Annotated in this window: 19 protein-coding genes and 1 tRNA gene; 15 read left to right on the top strand and 5 right to left on the bottom strand. The window is 72.4% G+C overall.

Annotation, left to right across the window (positions count from 1 at the left end; all coding sequences use genetic code 11):
* Positions 1–118: 118 nt before the first annotated feature.
* The 7 genes from LN251_RS09115 (at position 119) to LN251_RS09145 (ending at position 6358) form a co-directional block, all read left to right on the top strand.
* The gene (locus tag LN251_RS09115; RefSeq protein WP_458243958.1) at positions 119–1072 is read left to right on the top strand and encodes a phosphatase PAP2 family protein; all 954 of its coding nucleotides are present in this window, start codon (positions 119–121) and stop codon (positions 1070–1072) included.
* Entirely contained in the window at positions 1023–2153 is a 1131-nt protein-coding gene (locus LN251_RS09120; protein WP_458243959.1) for a hypothetical protein, read from the top strand. Before LN251_RS09115 ends, LN251_RS09120 begins: the two co-directional genes overlap by 50 nt.
* On the top strand, positions 2144–3745 hold the full coding sequence (locus LN251_RS09125) for a hypothetical protein (RefSeq protein WP_458243960.1): 1602 nt from the start codon (positions 2144–2146) through the stop codon (positions 3743–3745). Before LN251_RS09120 ends, LN251_RS09125 begins: the two co-directional genes overlap by 10 nt.
* Entirely contained in the window at positions 3742–5076 is a 1335-nt protein-coding gene (locus tag LN251_RS09130) for an AAA domain-containing protein (RefSeq protein ID WP_458243961.1), read from the top strand. The genes LN251_RS09125 and LN251_RS09130 overlap by 4 nt, the downstream gene beginning before the upstream one ends.
* Positions 5077–5244: 168 nt before the next feature.
* Positions 5245–5610 carry a hypothetical protein gene (locus LN251_RS09135; protein WP_458243962.1) on the top strand — a complete coding sequence of 122 codons (366 nt, stop codon included), beginning with the start codon at positions 5245–5247 and terminating at the stop codon, positions 5608–5610.
* 126 nt (positions 5611–5736) lie between these two features.
* The gene (locus LN251_RS09140) at positions 5737–6294 is read left to right on the top strand and encodes a bifunctional DNA primase/polymerase (RefSeq protein WP_458243963.1); all 558 of its coding nucleotides are present in this window, start codon (positions 5737–5739) and stop codon (positions 6292–6294) included.
* A tRNA-Lys gene (locus LN251_RS09145) sits at positions 6285–6358 on the top strand. Before LN251_RS09140 ends, LN251_RS09145 begins: the two co-directional genes overlap by 10 nt.
* A gap of 141 nt (positions 6359–6499) precedes the next feature.
* On the opposite strand, the gene LN251_RS09150 is transcribed toward LN251_RS09145, so the two are convergent.
* Entirely contained in the window at positions 6500–7771 is a 1272-nt protein-coding gene (locus LN251_RS09150; RefSeq protein ID WP_458243964.1) for a M6 family metalloprotease domain-containing protein, read from the bottom strand.
* A 313-nt stretch (positions 7772–8084) separates the two neighbouring features.
* On the opposite strand from LN251_RS09150, the gene LN251_RS09155 reads away from it, so the two are divergent.
* Positions 8085–9890, top strand: a complete 1806-nt coding sequence (locus LN251_RS09155) for a putative bifunctional diguanylate cyclase/phosphodiesterase (protein ID WP_458243965.1) — start codon at positions 8085–8087, stop codon at positions 9888–9890.
* Here LN251_RS09155 and LN251_RS09160 read toward each other — a convergent pair.
* The 3 genes from LN251_RS09160 to LN251_RS09170 all read right to left on the bottom strand — a co-directional run bounded on the left by LN251_RS09160 (position 9869) and on the right by LN251_RS09170 (position 12578).
* Positions 9869–10957 (bottom strand): LLM class flavin-dependent oxidoreductase, encoded by a 1089-nt coding sequence (locus LN251_RS09160; RefSeq protein ID WP_458243966.1) that lies wholly within the window; start codon positions 10955–10957, stop codon positions 9869–9871. The genes LN251_RS09155 and LN251_RS09160 overlap by 22 nt on opposite strands.
* Positions 10958–11040: 83 nt before the next feature.
* Positions 11041–11772, bottom strand: a complete 732-nt coding sequence (locus LN251_RS09165; RefSeq protein ID WP_458243967.1) for a maleate cis-trans isomerase family protein — start codon at positions 11770–11772, stop codon at positions 11041–11043.
* Complete coding sequence (locus tag LN251_RS09170) at positions 11769–12578, bottom strand: maleate cis-trans isomerase family protein (RefSeq protein ID WP_458243968.1); 810 nt, start codon at positions 12576–12578, stop codon at positions 11769–11771. The genes LN251_RS09165 and LN251_RS09170 overlap by 4 nt, the downstream gene beginning before the upstream one ends.
* Positions 12579–12720: 142 nt before the next feature.
* On the opposite strand from LN251_RS09170, the gene LN251_RS09175 reads away from it, so the two are divergent.
* Together LN251_RS09175 and LN251_RS09180 are read left to right on the top strand one after the other, a co-directional pair.
* On the top strand, positions 12721–13668 hold the full coding sequence (locus tag LN251_RS09175; RefSeq protein WP_458243969.1) for a D-2-hydroxyacid dehydrogenase: 948 nt from the start codon (positions 12721–12723) through the stop codon (positions 13666–13668).
* Positions 13669–13690: 22 nt separating this feature from the next.
* Positions 13691–15076 (top strand): amidase, encoded by a 1386-nt coding sequence (locus tag LN251_RS09180; RefSeq protein WP_458243970.1) that lies wholly within the window; start codon positions 13691–13693, stop codon positions 15074–15076.
* 154 nt (positions 15077–15230) lie between these two features.
* Here the strand turns inward: LN251_RS09180 and LN251_RS09185 are convergent, their stop codons facing one another.
* Entirely contained in the window at positions 15231–15725 is a 495-nt protein-coding gene (locus LN251_RS09185; protein ID WP_458243971.1) for a DUF3830 family protein, read from the bottom strand.
* Between the two features lie 100 nt (positions 15726–15825).
* Between LN251_RS09185 and ehuB the strand changes: the two genes are divergently transcribed.
* From ehuB to LN251_RS09210, 5 genes are all read left to right on the top strand, one after another.
* On the top strand, positions 15826–16755 hold the full coding sequence (gene ehuB / locus LN251_RS09190; RefSeq protein WP_458243972.1) for an ectoine/hydroxyectoine ABC transporter substrate-binding protein EhuB: 930 nt from the start codon (positions 15826–15828) through the stop codon (positions 16753–16755).
* Complete coding sequence (gene ehuC, locus LN251_RS09195; RefSeq protein WP_458243973.1) at positions 16752–17504, top strand: ectoine/hydroxyectoine ABC transporter permease subunit EhuC; 753 nt, start codon at positions 16752–16754, stop codon at positions 17502–17504. The genes ehuB and ehuC overlap by 4 nt, the downstream gene beginning before the upstream one ends.
* Complete coding sequence (gene ehuD, locus LN251_RS09200; RefSeq protein WP_458243974.1) at positions 17501–18151, top strand: ectoine/hydroxyectoine ABC transporter permease subunit EhuD; 651 nt, start codon at positions 17501–17503, stop codon at positions 18149–18151. Before ehuC ends, ehuD begins: the two co-directional genes overlap by 4 nt.
* 49 nt (positions 18152–18200) lie before the next feature.
* The gene (gene ehuA, locus LN251_RS09205) at positions 18201–18971 is read left to right on the top strand and encodes an ectoine/hydroxyectoine ABC transporter ATP-binding protein EhuA (RefSeq protein ID WP_458244157.1); all 771 of its coding nucleotides are present in this window, start codon (positions 18201–18203) and stop codon (positions 18969–18971) included.
* A gap of 270 nt (positions 18972–19241) precedes the next feature.
* Entirely contained in the window at positions 19242–20000 is a 759-nt protein-coding gene (locus tag LN251_RS09210; protein WP_458243975.1) for an IclR family transcriptional regulator, read from the top strand.
* Positions 20001–20029 lie beyond the last annotated feature (29 nt).

Below are 20029 nucleotides of genomic sequence, written 5' to 3' on the forward strand. Positions count from 1 at the left end.
CGGTCGATCTCTGCGTCTTTGAGGGCCGGGGGCGCCCTGCGGGGCGGCGCGCGTACACCGTAAAGTGGCACGACCCGATCACCAGGTGCCGCGCGAGAATGAAGGGGGAGGCGATCGGATGCCGAAGACCGAGACGACACCGGGCATCGAGGCAGCAGCCCCGCGCACGCGCCTGCGCTGGTGGACCGAGCTGCCGTTGATCGTCCTGGTGTACGCCTGCTACTCGGCGGGCCGGCTCGTCGTGCGCGGTGACACGGCCGGGGCGGTCGACCACGGCCTGGCGATCCTGCGCGTCGAGAAGTTCCTGCACCTCAACGCCGAGCACCCGCTCAACCGGCTCTTCACGCGCGAGGCGTGGCTCGGCGTCCCGGCCGACTTCTGGTACGCCTCGCTGCACTACCTGGTCACACCGGCGATCCTGATATGGCTGTTCCGGTATCGGGCCGTGCACTACCGGGCGGCCCGCACCTGGCTGATGACGTCCACCTTCATGGGCCTGATCGGCTTCACGTTGCTGCCGACCTGCCCGCCCCGCCTGCTGTCGGCCGGCCACGGCTTCGTGGACACGATGGCCCAGTACAGCTCGTACGGCTGGTGGGGAGGCGCGGCCAGCGCCCCGAAGGGACTCGGGGGCATGACGAACCAGTACGCGGCCATGCCGAGCCTGCATGTGGGCTGGGCCCTGTGGTGCGGGGTCATGCTGTGGCGGTACGGCAGGACGCGTACGACCAAGGTGGCCGCCGTGGCCTATCCGCTGCTGACCACGATCGTGGTCATGGGCACCGCGAACCACTACTTCCTGGACGCGGTGGCGGGCGCGGCCGTGATGGGCGTCGGCCTGTTCCTGACGCCGTACGTCATGGGCGCCGTGGACCGGCTGCGGGCGCTGCTCTCCTTCGGCTCGCAGCCCTCCGGTGCCTCAGGTTCCTCAATTGTCAGTGGCGGATGCCAGACTTCCGCGGGTGAGCGATTTCCACGGCAGCACGAGCCCCTCGCCGGGTCCGGACCGAGAGGCGAGCCGAGTGCCTCCCCCAAGGACGCAGGGGAAGGCGCTGCGGCAGCGGCTCGCTGAGCTGCGCGGCCCGGGTGTCCCGGCCAAGGCGCTGGACGCACGCGCCCTGGCCGCCCTCGCCGCCAACCCGGGCTGCAGTCGGCGCGCGATCCTGGACGGCGCCGGGGTGAACAAGGCGGCACTGGCGGGCGCGCTGGGCTCGCCGTCGGCCTTCGGGCAGTCGCAGTTCGCCCTCACCCGGGGCAACGCCTTCGAGGCGAAGGTCAAGGCGGACGGCGGCGCGGAACTGCTGCGGCTGGTGCACGAGAAGCTGGACCGCGGCGCCGAGCCGCCCACCGGCGCTCAGGTGCCCGACCTGTCCGCGGCCGGTCCCGAGGGGCGGGCGGCGCGCACCGCCCTCGCCCTGCGCGAGGCGACCGCCGCGGCCGGCACCTGGACACTGCTCGACCACCCGATGCTGGCTCTGGACGTGGCCGGCTCCCCCGCCTTCCTGGAACCGGACGCCGTGGTGGTCCACCCCGACGGCCGCTGGACGGTCGTGGAGATCAAGTCCTTCCCGATGCTGGACGGTTCGGCGGACCCGGCGAAGGTCGGCGCGGCGGCCCGGCAGGCGGCGGTGTACGTCCTGGCGCTGGAGGAGGTCGCCGCCCGGCTCGATCCCGCTCCGGTCGTCCGGCACCGCGTTCTCCTCGTGTGCCCCAAGGACTTCTCCAACCTCCCCACCGCCTCCGCCGTCGACGTCCGCAAGCAGCGTGCCGTCACCGGCCGGCAGCTGGCCCGCCTCACGCGCGTGCAGGACATCGCCGCCGCGCTGCCCGAGGGCACCTGCTTCTCTCCCGAACTGCCCGCCGCCGAGCTGATGTCCGCCGTGGAGTCGGTCCCGGCCACGTACGCCCCCGAGTGCCTGTCCGCCTGCGAACTGGCCTTCCACTGCCGCACCCGCTCCCGCGAGGCCGGCGCGGTGACCGCCCTGGGCCGCTCGGTCCGCGCCGAACTGGGCGGCCTGACCACGGTCGAGGACGTCCTGGCGGCGGCCCGCGGAGAGACGGGCGACCCCGAGGACCCCGCGGTGGCGGCGCTGCGCCGGGCCGCCCGGCTGCGGGCCGAGGCCCTGGGGCAGGAGGCCGCCCCATGTCGCTGATCTCCACCCTCGCCCGCCTGGAGGCCGTCACCACCGGCCGCGCCCAGGCCGCCGCCACCGTGCGGCACCGGCATCTCGCCGAGCGGCCCCTGGTCCTGGTCCCGCTCACCACCGCCGGCGAGGCCGGCGCCCCGCTCGGCGCCCTCGTCGGCACCGACCGGGACGCCCCGCGCCTGCTCGTCGTACCGCAGCCGCGCGACCGCGACCTGCGGTTCGCGTTCCTCGCCGAGCTGGCCGACGTGGTCCTGCCGTACATCGACGCCTACGCCGCGCAGGTGGAGGCCGCCGAGCGCAACGAGACCGACCCGGAGACCGGCAAGCGGGTCAAGGTCGAGGTCGAACTGTGCTCGGACGCACCGCAGTTGATCGTCCCCAGCCGCCCGGGCGTCGACTTCCTGCGGCTCCTGGGCCGCTCCATGCGCTTTCGGCGTACGGCGGAACAGGACCCGGAGACGCCGTATCCCGCGCCCCCGCGCGTGCCGCTGCTCGGCCGCTGGCTGACCCACTTCGGGGAGCGGGCGCGGGTGCCCGGCTCCTCGCTGCTGCTCGCCATGACCGACGTCCTGTCCCGGCACTGGGCGACCGGCCAGTCCACGCTGGAGGACCAGCACCTGGGCGCCCTGCTGGCCTGGATCGCCCCGCCGGAGGGTTCGACGGGCGCGGAGGCGGCGCTGGACGCCGAGCTCGCCCGGGACGCCAAGGGCCAGCTGCTGTGCCCGCCCGCGGGCCCGGCCACCGACCCGGCGTTCGACAACAAGCTGCTCGCCCCGGCCATCGAGCGCTACGACCGCGCGCGTACCGCTCTCGCCGCCGCCGAGGACGGCCTGGAGGCGGACGACCGGCTCGGGGAGCTGACGGCCGCCGAGCGCGGCATCCGCGACCTGGTGCTCAGCCGCACCCTGCCCACCTGGGAGAAGGTCTGGCAGGGCCTCGACCTGCTGCGTGAGCTGCCCGTCGGCGCGCACGTCGAGGAGCGGTGGACCCGCGACCGCTGGTCGTTCACCGCGCACCGCGACCGGATCGCCGCGGGCGAGCCGCCGCAGCCGCGCCGCGACGACGCGGTGACCGCCGCGAACAAGCTGGCCTCCCGCGAGCGCGAGCAGGCCCGGCTGGAGGCCCAGGAGGCCCTCGACGACCCGCTGGTGATGGCCGGGCGCCGGCTGTCCGGGGAGGCGTTCGCGGGCGAGGTCATCGAGGTCGTGATGGCGTACAGCGAGAGCAAGCGGCCCAGCCCCCGCCCGCTGGTGACCCTGCGCACGGACGACCGGCCGCATCTGGGCGAGCGCGCCAAGGTCTACCGCTCGCTCGGCGGCAAGCCGCAGACGGCGGAGTTCGTGGGGCTGGAGGACTCCCCCGGCGACGGCGCCCTGCTGGTGCTGCGCGTCCTCGACAAGATGGGCCGCGGCAAGGAGCCGGAGGCAGGTTCCGTGCCGGAGAAGGGCGACCGGCTCTGCTTCACCCTCTTCGAGCACGAGCAGCGCGGCGGCCCGAAGCTGCCCGACCCGGAGCAGACGCCGTGGACACACGGCGGGCCGCCCGGTGAGGCCGTCGCGGAGGCGGCCGACCCGACGACCGCGGAGGACGTCCTGTGACCACCGTCTTCGACCCCGGCGCCGCGGCCGCCGAGGCCACCGACGCGATCCTCCACGACACCCTGCACGGCACCGCCCGGGGCGTGGTGGTGGACTCGCCGCCCGGCGCCGGCAAGTCCACGCTGGTGGTGCGCGCGGCGCTCGAACTGGCCGACGCCGGACTCCCGTTGATGATCGTCGCCCAGACGAACGCGCAGGTCGACGACCTCGTGCTGCGGCTGGCGGAGAAGAGCCCCGAGCTGCCGGTGGGCCGGCTGCACAGCAGTGACGCCGACGCGTACGACAAGGCGCTCGACGATCTGCCGAACGTCCGCAAGTCGGCGAAGGCGGGCGACCTGACCGGCCTTCCGGTGGTCATCTCCACGGCGGCGAAATGGGCGCACGTGAAGACCATCGCGCCGTGGGGGCACGCCATCGTCGACGAGGCGTACCAGATGCGCTCGGACGCGCTGCTGGCCGTCGCCGGGCTGTTCGAGCGGGCGCTGTTCGTCGGCGACCCGGGGCAGCTGGACCCGTTCTCCATCGTGGGCGGCGAGCAGTGGGCGGGGCTGTCGTACGACCCCTCGGCCTCGGCGGTCACCACCCTGCTGGCGCACAACCCGGAACTGCCGCAGCACCGGCTGCCGGTCTCCTGGCGGCTGCCCGCGTCGGCCGCGCCGCTGGTCTCCGACGCCTTCTACCCGTACACGCCGTTCCGCAGCGGCACCGCTCACCAGGACCGGTCCCTGGCCTTCGCCGTCCCCTCGGACGGCTCCGGCCCCGACCGGGTGATCGACGAGGCGGCGCACTCGGGTTGGGGCCTGCTGGAACTCCCGGCCCGGCACACCCCGCGCACCGACCCGGAGGCGGTGCGCGCGGTGGCCACCGTCGTACGGCGCCTGCTGGACCGGGGCGGCGCGGCCACGTCGGAGCGCTCGCCGGACGCGGCGCCGCTCACGGCCGACCGGATCGCCGTCGGCACCGCCCACCGGGACCAGGCGGCGGCGGTCCGGGCGGCGCTGGCGGAACTCGGCGTCGCGGACGTCACCGTCGACACGGCGAACCGGCTGCAGGGCCGCGAGTACGACGTCACGGTGGTCCTGCACCCCCTCTCCGGCCGCCCGGACGCCACCGCGTTCCACCTGGAGACGGGCCGCCTGTGCGTGCTGGCCTCCCGGCACCGGCACGCGTGCATCGTGGTCTGCCGGGCAGGAGTGAGCGAACTGCTGGACGCCTACCCCTCCACGGAACCGGTCCAGCTGGGAACGCTCGTGAAGTTCCCGGACGGCTGGGAGGCGAACCACGCGGTGCTGGCACGGCTGCGGGAACACCGGGTCGGCTGGTCACCGTGACGGCCCCCCGCCGCCGGGCGGGCCGGGAACATCGGGTGGTCCGGACGCCTTGACATCGCCGGAGCCGCGGGCGACCGCCCTCTTGCATACCCGCGGGACAATGGACGGTGGCCCAGGCACGGCCGGTGGGCCGTGACGGACGAGCGTGACCTACGAGGAGGAGAAGACATGGCGGAGCAGACGCCGCGTCGGAACGAACCGCGGCTGCGCCCCGCGCCCCTGCTCTTCGAGCCCGCGGAGGCCGCCGCGGATCCGGAGCACTTCTTCGACCTGGAGTCGATCGACGACCCCAAGGCGCTGCTGACCCGCGCGACCGAACTGGCGCACGCGTTCCGCGCGGCGGCGGACCGGGCGGTGGAGTTCCAGGCGATGGCGGCCGCGCAGCTCGCCGATCCGCGGCGGTTCGACCGGCTCACGACGGCCGACATCGCGGAACGGTCCGAGTGGACCGAGGACTACGCCAAGAAGATGGTCGAGTTCGGGCGCGATCTGATGCGCGGCGCCGAGGGCCGCGGGTCGGCGGACCCGGTCTGATCTGAACACGGCGCACTTCGCTTTGGCATATGCCAGGCGGGCAAGATACCCGGGTCCCCCTCGCCGTGTCCCGGTTTTCGGCAACCCTCGGAGACGCGGTGTTCACAGCCGGTAGATCTGGTTGCCATGACCAGCAACCTCACCACCCCGGACGGAGCAGCGTGGCTCGCCTCGGCAGGAACGTATCCGCGGAGCATGCTCGCCCTCTGGGAGGAGCGCCCCGAGGCGCCGGTCGTGCTGCCCTGCGGCTCCGCCTTCGACGTCGTCAGCGCGCCCGCGGTGTTCGGGCGCCGCATGGTGGACCGGCTGTGGGAGGAGGGGCCGGGATCGGGTCCGGTGGCCGGATTCCGCGGCCGGCTGCTGCTGTTCGCCGCGCCCGGTACGGCGCAGCGGCTGCCCTCGCTGCTGCGGTGGGAGGAGTTCGGCCGTACGGGCGCCATCCCGCCCCTGCTGTGCCACGGCAAGGGCGACGCGGTGACCGTCCCGGCCCTGCTCGCCGCCACCCCCGCGACCTCGGGTGATTCCCGCTGGCTGGTCGCTCCGGACACCCGCCGGCCCTGGCTGCCGGGCCCCGAGACCGTGCTGTGGGCGGCGGTCCGGGCGGCCCGCGCCGCGGTGCGGATATCGATTTCGTCGTCCGCCGATCAGGATGCTAAGGTCTACGACGTCAGCAGGCGCCGCTAGCTCAGTTGGTTAGAGCAGCTGACTCTTAATCAGCGGGTCCGGGGTTCGAGTCCCTGGCGGCGCACGTTGTCGATGGCGAGGCATGTTCGCGGAAACGCGACCCGGCCTCGCCATCGTCGTTTCCGCGCGGCTGCGCCGCGCGCTGTGGGGGCTCCGCCACCCACACCCCCTGCTCCGTCGGCCCGGGTGGCCGCCGGCCGGGATCTCATCCCGGCGTGATCTTCACCGTCCATGCCCCCGACGCCGTGCGGTCCTCCGCCTCCACCCGTACGCCCGTGCCCGGCACGGTGAAGTTCTCGCCGAGGGCGACCGGGGCGTCCGCGAGGGGTGGGTAGACGGAGTTCTCCCAGCAGGCCTCGGTGTGCGGGTGGGCGTCGATCACCTGGACGGGCCCGTCGCCGGAGGCGGTGTCGCCGTTGACGCGGTAGACGAGGATGCCGGAGCGGCAGGCGCCGGCGTCGTTGCCGACCGGGCCGCGCGCCTCGAAGGCGAGCACGCTGTCGGGACCGGTCCGCACCAGTGCCAGCTTGGTCCCGTCGCCGAGCCCGAAGGCGGGCGCCCCAGCCGCGCCCGTGACCGGCGTCCCGGGCCCGGCGCTCAGCGGCTCCAGGGTCAGCCGGGTGGTCCGCCGCACACACACCACCTGCCGCGGCCGCAGCCAGCCCAGCTTCCACTTGTGCCAGCCGAGGAAATCCGGCGCCAGCGCGAACTGGCTGCCCATCAGGTCCCAGTCGCCCACATAGGTGTCCCAGTCGCCCTTGCCGTCGGCCGGGCGGTGGTAGAGGTCGGGCAGGTCGAAGACATGGCCGGTCTCATGGGCGAGAACCAGCCGGTCCGGCGGGTGCTTCTCGAACACCGTGACGACCCGCCGGATGTCCCGGCCGTCGGCCCGCAGCGGGGTGTCGAGGTTGACGACCTTCGTCGCGTCCGAGTCCACGCCGGGCGCGTCCGGGTCGGCGACGAAGTAGACGATGTCGTAGCGGGAGAAGTCCACCCGGGGGTCGGCGGCGGTGAGCGCGTCGCGCAGGTAGGCGGCCCGGTCGGCGGGCGACCAGTCGCGCTGTATGGCGTACGCCGTCGACGGCTTCGGCATCCGGATCCACCGCTTCAGGGGATGCGGGCGCAGGGTGAACCGGCCGTAGGAGGCGCGCTCGTAGAAGCGGCTGGTTTCCGGGAAGTGGTCGGCGGTCAGTTCGGCGGGGGTGGTGCGCGGGACCGCGTCCGGGAAGGACAGGAAGACCAGCACCGCGTCCAGCCGGCGGGTGGGGCGCGGATAGGCGGCGTTCCAGGTGTCCACCCCCTCCGAGTGGTGGGCCGCGGTGCGCTCCAGGGCGCACGGTCCGGCCGAGAAGGGTTCGGCCACCGAGGGCCCGGTGATCAGGGAGGTGGCGGCGAGCGCGGACAGCGTGGTGCACACCGCGGCGGTGCTGCGCAGTCGGGGACCCCTGAAGCGCGCGCGGGGAAACTGACGCAGCACGAAGCACCTCCGGGAGCGGTTGACGGGACACCGCACCCAGCCTGTGTGAATTTGTCGTACTACGCCCTGTTTGTCTGCCCCAGACGAGTGAGGGAGCCGACGCCCCCTCAGATCCGACACCCCCGAATCGCTCACGGAACGTCACAACCGGTCCGAGGCCGAAGAACCCGTCCAGTTGCGGGCAGAAACGATCTGTCAGAAGGGGTGTCCGATCCGGGACACTGAACAGTGGGTGGAAGGCCCCCGGGTCTGCCTCTATGATCGGCACACTTTCCGGCACGGACAGGGATCGAGTGCACTGCGGGAGCTAGCGGTGAGCGGAACGTCCGAAGGGCCGGCGCCCACGGCAGACCTCGACCGGGGCGCCGCAACAGAGAGTGACCACATCTATCGGTCCGTCTTCACGGACGCTCCTCTCCCCATGGCGGTGGTCGACCGCGAGGGACTGGTCGTCAGTGCCAACGACGGCCTCGGCGCACTGCTCGGCAGCCCGCCCGCCACTCTGGTAGGCCGGATCGCGGCCGACCTGGTGGACCTGGCCTCCGACGCCCGGACCTGGCACGCCTACCGCGAGGTGCTGCGCGGCCGCGAGGCCCGGCTGCGCTGCACCCGGCGGCTCAAGCACCCCGACGGGCAGTCGGTCTGGGCCCAGGTCGCGGTGCACCCGCTGCCCGCGCCGGCCGACGGCCTTCTGCTGTCCGTCACCGACATCAGCGCCCAACGTGAACTCCAGGGCCGGCTGCGGCACTTGCAGATGCACGACCCGGTGACCCGGCTGCCCAACCGCACCCTGTTCTTCGAGCGGCTGACGGCCGCGCTGGAGGCGGGGGCGTACGAGGACGGCGGGACCGGCCGGATCGGCCTGTGCTACCTGGACCTCGACGGTTTCAAGGCGATCAACGACACCCTCGGCCACCGCGTCGGCGACCGGCTGCTGGCCGCCGTGGCCGAGCGGCTCACGCGCTGCGCCGACGAGGCGGGGTACGCGAGAGCGAGCGCGCCGCTGGTGGCGAGACTGGGCGGCGACGAGTTCGCCCTGCTCGTCGAGGACTCGACGGGCACCGACCAACTGGCCGAGCTCGCCGAGTCGGTACTCAAGGCCGTCCAGGCGCCCTTCGACCTCGCGGACCGCCGGCTGTCGGTCTCGGCGTCCATCGGCGTCGTCGAACGGCATGCCGCCGGCACCACCCCGACCGCCCTGATGCAGGCCGCCGACACCACCCTTTACTGGGCCAAGGCCGACGGAAAGGCCCGCTGGACGCTCTTCGACCCCGAGCGCAACGCCCACCGCATGACCCGCCAGGCCCTCGCCTCCACCCTCCGGCCCGCCATCGATCGCGGCGAGTTCGTGCTGGAGTACCAGCCGCTGGTGGGAATGGAGGACGGCCGGCTGCGCGGCGTGGAGGCCCTGGTCCGCTGGAACCACCCGCAGTTCGGTGTCCTGACGCCGAATCGGTTCATCGGACTGGCCGAGGAGGACGGCTCGATCGTGCCGCTGGGCCGCTGGGCCCTGCGCACCGCCTGCCGTCAGGCGCGCCGCTGGCAGCTGGACCACCCGGACCGGCCGCCGCTGTTCGTCAGCGTCAACGTGGCCGTGCGCCAGGTGTGGGACTCCGACCTGGTGGCGGACGTGGCGCAGACCCTGGCCGAGACCGGCCTCGCGCCCGATCTGCTCCAGCTGGAGCTGACGGAGTCGGCCGTGATGGGCTCGGCCGGCAGGCCGTTGCAGGCGCTGCAGGCCCTCAGCGACATGGGCGTCCACATCGCCATCGACGACTTCGGCACCGGCTACTCCAACCTGGCCTACCTCAGCCGGCTGCCGGTGTCGGTCCTGAAGCTGGACGGGTCCTTCGTACGGGGCTTCCAGTACGAGAGCGACAAGGACGGGGCCGTACCGCCCAACCCGGCCGACGAGGTGGTCGTGGAGGCGATGATCCAGCTCGCCCACCGGCTGGGCCTGACGGTCACCGCGGAGTGCGTGGAGACCTCGGCACAGGCCACCCGGCTGCGCCGCATCGGGTGCGACACCGGCCAGGGCTGGCTGTACTCACGGCCGGTCTCCCCTGGCCGGATCGCGGAGTTGATGGGCGATCAGGCCTACGCGGTCGGCAACCCGTAGGCGTCCGCGATCAGTTCGTAGGAGCGCAGGCGCAGCTTTCCGGTGTGGGCGTGCGAGGTGAGCATCAACTCGTCGGCGCCGGTGCGCTTCTGCAGCGCGTCCAGGCCGGAGCGCACCTCCTCCGCCGAGCCGTGCACGATGTTGGCGGTCCAGGACTGCACGAACTCCTCCTCGTACGGGCTGAATTCGTGCTTCTCGGCCTCCTCGGGGTCGGGGAAGAGACCGGGGCGGCCGGTGCGCAGACGGATCATGTTGAGCGCCATGGCGCGGGTCTGGCGCCGCGCCTCGTGCTCGTCGTCGGTGGCGAGGGCGGAGACGCCGATGAGGGCGTAGGGCTCGTCGAGGACCTCGGAGGGCCGGAAGGACTCGCGGTACAGCTCCAGCGCCGGGACGGTGTTCTGCGCCGAGAAGTGGTGCGCGAAGGCGAAGGGCAGGCCGAGGGCGGCGGCGAGGCGGGCGCTGAAGCCGGAGGAGCCGAGCAGCCAGACCGGGGGCCGGTGCGGGGACTGGATTCCGCCGGGCGTGCTCCCCTGGATCGGGCCGGGGATCGCGTGGATGCGGCGGTAGGGGTGGCCGTCGGGGAAGTCGTCGTCCAGGAAGCGGGTGAGCTCCAGCAGCTGCTGGGGGAAGTCGTCGGCGCCCTCGTTGAGGGTGTCGGTGCGGCGCAGGGCGGTCGCGGTGGCGCCGTCGGTGCCGGGGGCGCGGCCGAGGCCGAGGTCGACGCGGCCGGGGGCCATGGCCTCCAGCGTGCCGAACTGCTCGGCGATGACGAGGGGCGCGTGGTTGGGCAGCATGACGCCGCCGGAGCCGAGGCGGATGCGCTCGGTGTGGGCGGCGAGGTGGGCGAGGATCACGGCCGGGGAGGAGGAGGCGACGCCCGGCATGGAGTGGTGCTCGGCGACCCAGTAGCGGTGGAAGCCGCGGGATTCCGTGAAGCGGGCCAGGTCGACGCTGGTGCGCAGGGCGTCGGTGGCGGTACTGCCGGCCCCCACCGTCACCAGGTCCAGCACGGAGAGGGGGACGGGGGCGGTGCCCTGCACCACGCCTCGGATCTCGTCTGCCACCACGGGGGATGCCTCCTGTTCGGTACGACGCGGGGTGCGCGAGCGGGTAACAGGAGGCACTCTCCGTTTTATTCCCGACCGGCCGCTCAGGCCTGCACGAGCGGCTCCCTCGTGAACAGCGCCCCCAGTCGCGGCGCGTTCACCCGCCGGTCGGCCAGCCGCAGCCCCTCCCAGACCGTGACCTGGTTGGCGGTGAGGACCGGCTTGCCGAGCTCCTTCTCCAGGGCCTGGACGTGGGCCGCGGTGTGCAGGGCCGTGTCCGGCAGCAGCAGGGCGTCGACGTCCGGGCGGTCGGCGGCCCGGGCCAGCGTCAGGACCTCGGCCTCGCCCCAGGTGCCGACCTCGGCGGCCGTGACGATCCCGGCGCCGTGGACGTGCGCCACCTCGAAGCCGCCCGCCCGCAGGAAGTCCGCGAAGAGGCCGGCCACGTCCTCGGGGTAGGTCGCGGCGACCGCCACCCGGTGGGCCTTGATCTCGCGCAGCGCGTTGACGAAGGCGAACGACGTCGAGGAGGCCGGCATCCCGGCCGCGACGGCGAGGCCGCGCACCTGCTCGTGGGCACCCTCCCAGCCGTAGACGAAGCTGCCGCTGGTGCAGGCCCAGACCACGGACTCGGCGCCCGCCATGCGCAGTTCCTCGACGCCCGCCGCGAGCCGCTCGGCCGAGCCCATCCGCCGCAGCGCGTCCACGCGGTGCGCGTCCTCGCCGATCTCGGTGTGGATGAGGTCGAGGCGGATGTCGCTGCCGAGCAGCTGCTCGATCCGCGGGTAGTCGTCCTCGGCGGAGTGGCCGGGGTAGAGGAATCCGAGTGCGGTCATGCCATGCCTTCCTGCTGCTGTTCACCGTCCGGAAGTTCCGGCAGTACGGGGCCCGAGCGCGCCGCCGGATCGATCAGCGCCTGATACGGGCCCATGGCCCGAGTACCCATTCGGGCGAGCGCCGCCCACATCGTCACCTGGTTGGCCGAGATCACCGGCATGCGCAGTTCAGCCTCCAGCTGCGGGATGACGTCGTAGGTCGGCAGGTTGGTGCAGCTGATGAACAGCGCGTCCGCGCCGCGCCGCCCGCCGCCGCGCACGGCCTTGCGGGCCATGGCCGCCACCTCGCGGTACGGCACCTTCCAGATGTGCCTGGTCAGACCCATGAACGCGCACCCGGCGACGGTGACGCCCGCCTCGGCCACGTACTCCCGCAGCGCGCGGGTGACCGACACGGTGTACGGGGTCACCAGCGCCACCCGGTGCGCTCCGAGCGCCGCCAGCGCCTCCAGGAGCGCGCCCGAGGTGGTGACCGAGGGCATCGCGCCGGCGCGGGTCATCGCCGCGCACATCGCCCGCTCGCCGGCGATCCCGCCGACGAAGCTGCCCGAGGTGCAGGCGTAGGCGACGACCTCGGGCGAGATCGCGGTCAGGGTGCGCACCGCGTCGTCCAGGGTCTCGTGCTCGCTGACCAGCCGGGCCAGGTCGAGACTGACCTCGACCGGCACGTACGGCGTCCGCGTCAGATGCAGGGAGACGTCGTCGGGGACCCAGCGCCACAGCTCGCGGTCCAGCGCGAAGTCGAAGGGTGCCACGACTCCGACTCCGCGCTGCGGCCGCGGTCCGCCGAGAAAGGAGACATCCATGCCGGGCACCGCCCTCACTGAGGGAAAGGGGTGGGCAACGGACCGTGCGCACGCCCGTGTTGACGAAGGTAGGTTCGGGTGCGAGCGTGGTCAAACCTCGCATGTCAGACGGCCGCCACCCACCGGAATCGAGCCCTCCTGCATGACTGTCCCCACCCTTCTGGTCCTGGACGCCGATCCCCTCCCCCGCCTCGGCAGGCTCACCGGCCGGGTCCGCGTCGAGCACGCCGACGACTCCACGCTCGCCGAGCGGCTGCCGCACGCGGACGTGCTGCTGGTCTGGGACTTCGCTTCCACGGCGGTGCGGGACGCCTGGCCGGGCGAGGGCCCGCGGCCGCGCTGGGTGCACACGGCGAGCGCGGGCGTGGACCATCTGATGTGTCCGGAACTCGCCGCGTCCGACACGGTGGTGACCAACGCCCGCGGTGTCTTCGACCAGCCGATCGCGGAGTACGTCGCCGCCCTCGTGCTGTCCATGGCGAAGGAGTTGCCGCGGACGTGGGAGCTGCAGCGGGAGCGGACCTGGCGGCACCGGGAGACCCAGCGGGTGGCGGGCACGCGCGCGGTGGTGGTCGGCTCGGGGCCCATCGGCCGGACGATCGCCCGGCTGCTGAAGGCGCTCGACGTGACGACGGCGATCGTCGGGCGCACCCCGCACACCGGCATCCACGGCCCCGAGGACCTCGACCGGCTGATCGCCCGCGCCGACTGGGTGATCGCGGCGGCGCCGCTCACCGAGCAGACGTACGGCATGTTCGACGCGCGCCGGTTCGACGTGATGCAGCCCTCGGCCCGGTTCATCAACATCGGGCGGGGCGCTCTGGTGGTCGAGGACGCGCTGGCGGAGGCGCTGGCCAAGCGGTGGATCGCGGGCGCCGCGCTGGACGTCTTCGAGCACGAACCCCTCGCGCCCGACAGCCCGTTGTGGGAGGTCCCGGGCCTGATCGTGTCCCCGCACATGAGCGGTGACACCGTCGGCTGGCGCGATCAGCTCGGTGCGCAGTTCGTGGAGTTGTGGGAGCGCTGGGAGGCGGGCAGACCCCTGCTGAACGTGGTCGACAAGAAACGCGGGTACGTACCGGGACGCTGAACCGCCGAGCCATGGAGGGCAGATGACGGATCCCGACCTCACAGGACTGACCGCCGCACGACTCGTGGAGGGCTATCGCAAGGGCGAGTTCAGTCCGGAGGAGGCCACCCGGGCCGTACTGGAGCGGGCCGAGCGGATCCAGCCGGAGGTGAACGCGTTCGTACGGCTGCTGCCCGAGCAGGCGCTGGCGCAGGCCCGGGAGTCGACGGACCGCTGGCGGCGCGGTGAGCCGAGGGGCCTGCTCGACGGGGTTCCGACGACGGTGAAGGACATCATCCTGCTGCGCGGCGCCCCCACCCTGAGGGGCTCGAAAACCGTTTCGGAGCAGGGTGGTTGGGCCGAGGACGCGCCGTCCGTCGCCCGGCTGCGCGAGCACGGCGCGGTGTTCGTGGGCAAGACGACGACCCCGGAGTTCGGCTGGAAGGGCGTCACCGACTCGCCCCTGTCCGGGGTGACCCGCAATCCGCACGACCCGGCCCGTACCGCCGGCGGCTCCAGCGGCGGCGCGGCGGCCGCGGTGGCCCTCGGCGCGGGCCCGCTGGCCCTTGGCACGGACGGCGGCGGCAGTGTCCGCATCCCGGCGGCCTTCTGCGGGATCTTCGCGCTGAAGCCGACCTACGGCCGCGTCCCGCTCTATCCCGCGAGCGCCTTCGGCACGCTGGCGCACGTGGGCCCGATGACCCGGGACGCGGCGGACGCGGCGCTGCTGCTCGACGTGATCGGGACGCCGGACCCCCGCGACTGGTCGGCGCTCGGGCCGGCCCCGGCGTCGTTCTCGGCGGGACTTGCGGGCGGGGTGCGGGGGCTCCGCGTGGCGTACTCGCCGACGCTCGGCGGACAGGTGGCCGTGCAACCGGCGGTGGCCGCGGCGGTGCGGCGCGGGGTGGAGCGGATGGCGGAACTCGGCGCGTACGTCACCGAGGCCGACCCCGACTTCGCCGACCCGGTGGACGCCTTCCACACCCTGTGGTTCTCCGGGGCGGCCCGGGTGACCTCGCAACTCGGCCCGCGGCAGCGGGAGTCGCTGGACCCGGGGCTGAAGGAGGTCCGCGCGGCGGGGGCCCGGTTCTCCGCGCTGGACTACCTGGCCGCGGTGGACGTCCGCATGGAACTGGGCCGCCGCATGGGCCGCTTCCACGAGTCCTACGACCTCCTCGTCACCCCCACCCTGCCGATCACGGCGTTCGAGGCGGGCGCGGAGGTGCCGAAGGGCTCGGGGCACCGGCGCTGGACCGGGTGGACGCCGTTCACGTACCCGTTCAACATGACGCAGCAGCCGGCGGCGACGCTGCCCGTCGGCACGGACGCGGACGGACTGCCCATCGGCCTGCAGCTGGTGGCCGCACGGCACCGGGACGACCTGGTGCTGCGGGCGGCTCATGCGCTCTACGAGGCCAGGCCCCTCTGATGGATCTCCGTGGGGGAAGGAGCGGCGTTCGGTGCGTGCGATCGGCGTGCGGCGGTGAGGGTCGTGTGGCGGAGCCACCTGGCCCTCACCGTCGTGCGGCGAGCGTGTGTGCCGGGCGTCGCGACGCCGCGGAGATCCCTCAGAGGGGCCTGGGTCAGCGGCGCCGGAAGCTGAGCGTCTCCCCCGCCGCTCCCGAGCGCCACAGGTCGTTGCAGGCCTCGGCCATCGCCTCCAGGCCCTCGACGACCTGGCCCCAGACGATGCCGGGCACCCAGCCGACGTCGGCGTTGAGCAGCAGGTTGTTGCGCTCGTAGAACAGGGCCAGGTCGACCACCGTCGTGCCCGGGCGGACCTCGCGGTCGTAGCCGTAGGCCTTGGTGCCCAGTTCCGTGCCCGCGAAGGAGAAGTAGCACAGGTCGCCGGGGATGGGGGTGACCGTCGGGTTCTCCAGGGGTGGCTCCCGGTCGGCGAACGGCGGGAAGAGGGCGTAGATCTCGTTGCGCGCGTACTTGGCGTGGTAGACGTCGCCGCCCAGGGGAAGGGCGTCCCACACCGCGGCGCAGGTGCGGGGCGCGCGTTCGTCGAGGAGTCTCGCCGTGCAGCTGACGCCCCGCCTGTCCAGGGAGACTTCGATGTGACGGTCGGCCATGTGCCCTCCTGTCGGCCTCTGCCTTCCCTGTTGCTGCCCGCACAGTGAACGGCCGCAAACGGCCGGCATAGGCACGATCGGCCTGGGTAGGCGCGCGCCCATGGCTCCACCACAGGGGAAGAATCCAGCAGACGACATAAGAACCGACGAGGTGAAAGGCATCCGGCGCCGCTCGCTGCTCGCGGGGGTGGCGGCGCTCGGCGTGGCGGGCACGACCAGCGCGTGCAGCAGAGTTGCGACCGCAGACACCGGCGACGGCGGCCATCTGCTGGAGCAGCTGCGGGCGAAAGGCGTGGTCCGGCTGGGCCTGGCGGGCGAACAGCCCTACGGCTACATCGGCAAGGACGGAAAGATGACGGGCTCGGCGCCCGCCATCGCCGAGCGCATCTTCAAGCGGCTCGGCGTCGACCGGGTCGAGCCGTTCGCGACGGAGTTCGGCTCGCTCATCAGCGGCCTGAACTCCCTTCAGTTCGACTGTGTCGCGGCGGGCATGTACATCACGCCGGAGCGCTGCGGCCAGGTCATCTTCGCCGACCCCGAGTACCAGATGCGCGACGCCTTCATCGTGCCGAAGGGGAACCCGAAGAACCTGCGCACCTACAAGGACATCGCCAGGACGGGCGCCCGGATGGCCACCGGCGTCGGCTACGCGGAGATCGACTACGCCAAGGAGGCGGGGGTCGAGCACATCACGACCCTGCCGGACCAGCTGGCCGGTCTCCTCGCGGTCGAGCAGGGCCGCGTCGACGTCTTCGTCGGCACGGCGGTCACCGTGCGCAACGTCGTGAAGGAGACCGGCTCCACGAAGGCGGAAGGGACCCCGGAGGTCACCCCGTACATGGACGGCAAACCGGTCATCGACGTCGGCGCCTTCGCCTTCCGCAGCCCGGAGACCCACCTCCGCGACGCCTTCAACCGCGAACTGCGCACGATGAAGCGCAGCGGTGAACTGCTGGAGGTCATGCGGCCCTTCGGATTCACGAAGGACCAGATGACGACCATCACCGCCGAGGAGAAGTGCAAGCCATGAGCGAAATCAGCTGGGGTTTGTGGAAACTCCTCCTCAACGGCGTGTGGATCACCGTCCAGCTCACCGTCTTCAGCGCCGCGCTCGCCGCCGCGGTGGCCTTCGTCATCGGGCTGGCGCGCACGCACCGCCTGTGGGTCGTGCGCTTCGTCTCCGGCGCCTACTTCGAGATCTTCCGCGGCACCTCCGCGCTGATCCTGATGTTCTGGATCTTCTTCGTGCTGCCGATCGGCTTCGGCTGGCAGCTGGTGCCGATGTGGGCGGCCGTGCTGGCCCTGGGTCTGAGCTACGGCGCCTACGGCTCGGAGGTCGTACGCGGCGCGGTCCAGGCCGTGGCACCGGCCCAGCGCGAGGCGGGCGTCGCGCTCAGCTTCACGCCCGCCCAGCAGCTGCGCAAGATCATCCTGCCGCAGGCCTGGCCGGAGATGGTCCCGCCGTTCAACAACCTGCTCATCGAGCTGCTCAAGGGCAGCGCGCTGGTGTCGATCATGGGCGTCGGCGACATCGCCTTCGGCGCCTCGCTGGTGCGCAACGCCACCGGCCAGAGCGCGCCCGTCTACACGGTCATCCTCGTCATGTACTTCGTGCTCGCGTTCGTCCTCACGCGCGGCATGCGCCTGGTGGAGCGGCACGCCAAGGCGAGCGTCGGCCGCGCCCCGCACAAGCGCGAGGGCCTGCGGATTCGGATGAACGGCGGCCGCGGCGACGAGCTCGCGTCCTCCGGCGCTACCACCGCGGGAGGTGCCCGATGACCTGGGACTGGAACGCCGTCGGCGACTTCATGCCGATGTTCTGGCACGGCCTGCTGGTCACCCTGGAGGCACTGGCGCTCGGCGCCCTGCTCGCCTTCACCCTGGGCCTGGTGTGGGCGGTGCTGCAGCGCTCGGAGCACGCCGTGGTGCGCTGGCCGGTGACGGCGGTCACCGAGTTCGTCCGCAACACCCCGCTGCTGGTGCAGCTGTTCTTCCTCTTCTACGTGCTGCCCGAGTGGGGTCTCACGCTCTCGGCGCTCGCCACCGGTGTGATCGGCCTGGGCCTGCACTACTCGACGTACACCGCCGAGGTGTACCGCGCCGGCATCGACGGCGTGCCCGCGGGCCAGTGGGAGGCGGCCACCGCGCTGAGCCTGCCCCGCCCGCGCACCTGGTTCGCGGTGATCCTGCCGCAGGCGATCAGGCGTGTCGCGCCGGCGCTCGGCAACTACGTCGTCGCGATGCTCAAGGACACGCCGATGATCTTCGTGATCGGTGTGCTGGAGATGCTGGGCGAGGCGCGGCAGTACTCCGCCCAGACCTTCCACACCGTCGAGCCCATCACGGTCGTCGGCATCGCCTTCATCCTCATCTCCTACCCGGCATCCCTTCTCCTGCGAGTCCTGGAGCGTCGTCTTGTCCGCTGACAGCAACCTCTCGAAGGAAAGCGCCGCGCTGACGGCGGCCAACCCCGCGGTGGACGGCAGCGAGCTGATCCGCTTCGACAAGGTCACCAAGCGCTTCGGCAGCAACACCGTCCTCGACTCCCTCGACTTCACGGTCTCCTCCGGCAAGCACGTCACCCTCATCGGCCCGTCCGGATCGGGCAAGACGACGATCCTGCGGCTGCTGATGACCCTGACCAGGCCGGACGAGGGCACCATCAAGGTCGACGGCGACTACCTCACGCACGAGGAGCGCGGCGGCGCGCTCGTCCCGGCCGGCGAGAAGCACGTGCGCGAGGTCCGCAAGAAGATCGGCATGGTGTTCCAGCAGTTCAACCTGTTCCCCAACATGAAGGTGATGCGGAACATCACCGAGGCCCCGGTCCACGTCCTCGGCCTGTCCGCGGACGAGGCGGAGGCGCGGGCCCGGGAGCTGCTGGAGCTGGTGGGGCTGACCGAGCACGCCGACAAGTACCCGACCCAGCTGTCCGGCGGCCAGCAGCAGCGCGTCGCCATCGCCCGCGCTCTCGCCATGCGCCCGCAGGTGCTGCTGTTGGACGAGGTGACCTCCGCGCTCGACCCGGAGCTGGTGGCCGGGGTGCTGGACGTGCTGCGCGACATCGCGCACACCACGGACATCACGATGCTGTGCGTCACCCACGAGATGAACTTCGCGCGGGACATCTCCGACGACGTCCTGATGTTCGACGCGGGCCGGGTGATCGAGTCCGGCTCCCCGGAGAAGATCTTCAGCGAACCGGACCACGAGCGCACCCGGCAGTTCCTCAGCGCGGTGCTGTGACCGGTCCCGGGTTTTCGACCTCGGAAGTTGAACCCATTTCAACTTCCGAGGTCGAAGCGTCGGGGCACGCCTCTGGCATATGCCAGAGGTCCCGCGCTCCTGCTGGGAGCCGTGCACGGACCTCCGGAAACTCGTCAACAGCCGCTCACAACACGCTTCTTGGCCGTTATCGTGGAACGGATTCGCTGTCCAGGACTACGGCCCAGTTGTAGAGCGACGCTTACAGACCGGAGCGTCGCGGAGCTACCGAGCGAGCGCAGGGGGAACACCGTGGCGCTGAAGCACGAGCCGACCGCGCCGTACCACTCGGCCCAGGACGCCTTGCGCGTCCTGGAGACCGTGGCACGGCACACGACCGGAATCAACGACACCGAGCTCGTCCGGCACACCAACCTCGACCCGGAGCGGCTGACCACCCTCCTGAGGATGCTGCGCCGCGAGGGATACGTGGAGCAGATCACCGACGGGGCGTACATCTCCGGCGACGCCCTCAGTCGCCTCGGCTCCGCGCAGGGCCGCGAGAAGGCGCTGCGCGACAAGATCCAGCGCACGCTGGACCGGCTGCGCGACTCCGTGGGCGCGGCCGTCTACCTCAGCCGATACGTCGACGGCGAGGTGAGGATCGCCCAGTACGCGGACGGCCCGACCACGCCGGTGGTCCACGAGTGGGTGGACTTCCGCTCCTCGGCCCACGCCACCGCGATCGGCAAGAGCCTGCTCGGCCAGCTCGACCCGGCCGGCCGGCGCGACCATCTGGCCCGCCACAAGCTGCCGAGGCTCACCTCGCGCACGATCACCAGTGACCGGCTGCTGCTGTCCCGGCTGGAGTCCCAGCCGCCCACCATGCCCCACCTGGACCTCCAGGAGTACGCGATCGGCACGGTCTGCGCGGCCGTGCCGATCACCGCCGGGTCGGCAGTGGGATGCCTGGCGCTGTCCCTGCCGGTGGAGCACGCCCACCGGCTGCGCCGGGCCGCCGACACCCTCAACCGGAACGCGGCTCCCGTGCTGCTGAGCCTGACGATCTAGACCGTCCGGCCTCCCGGGGAGTGGTCGGA

This window comes from Streptomyces sp. MAI_2237 (assembly GCF_054189285.1).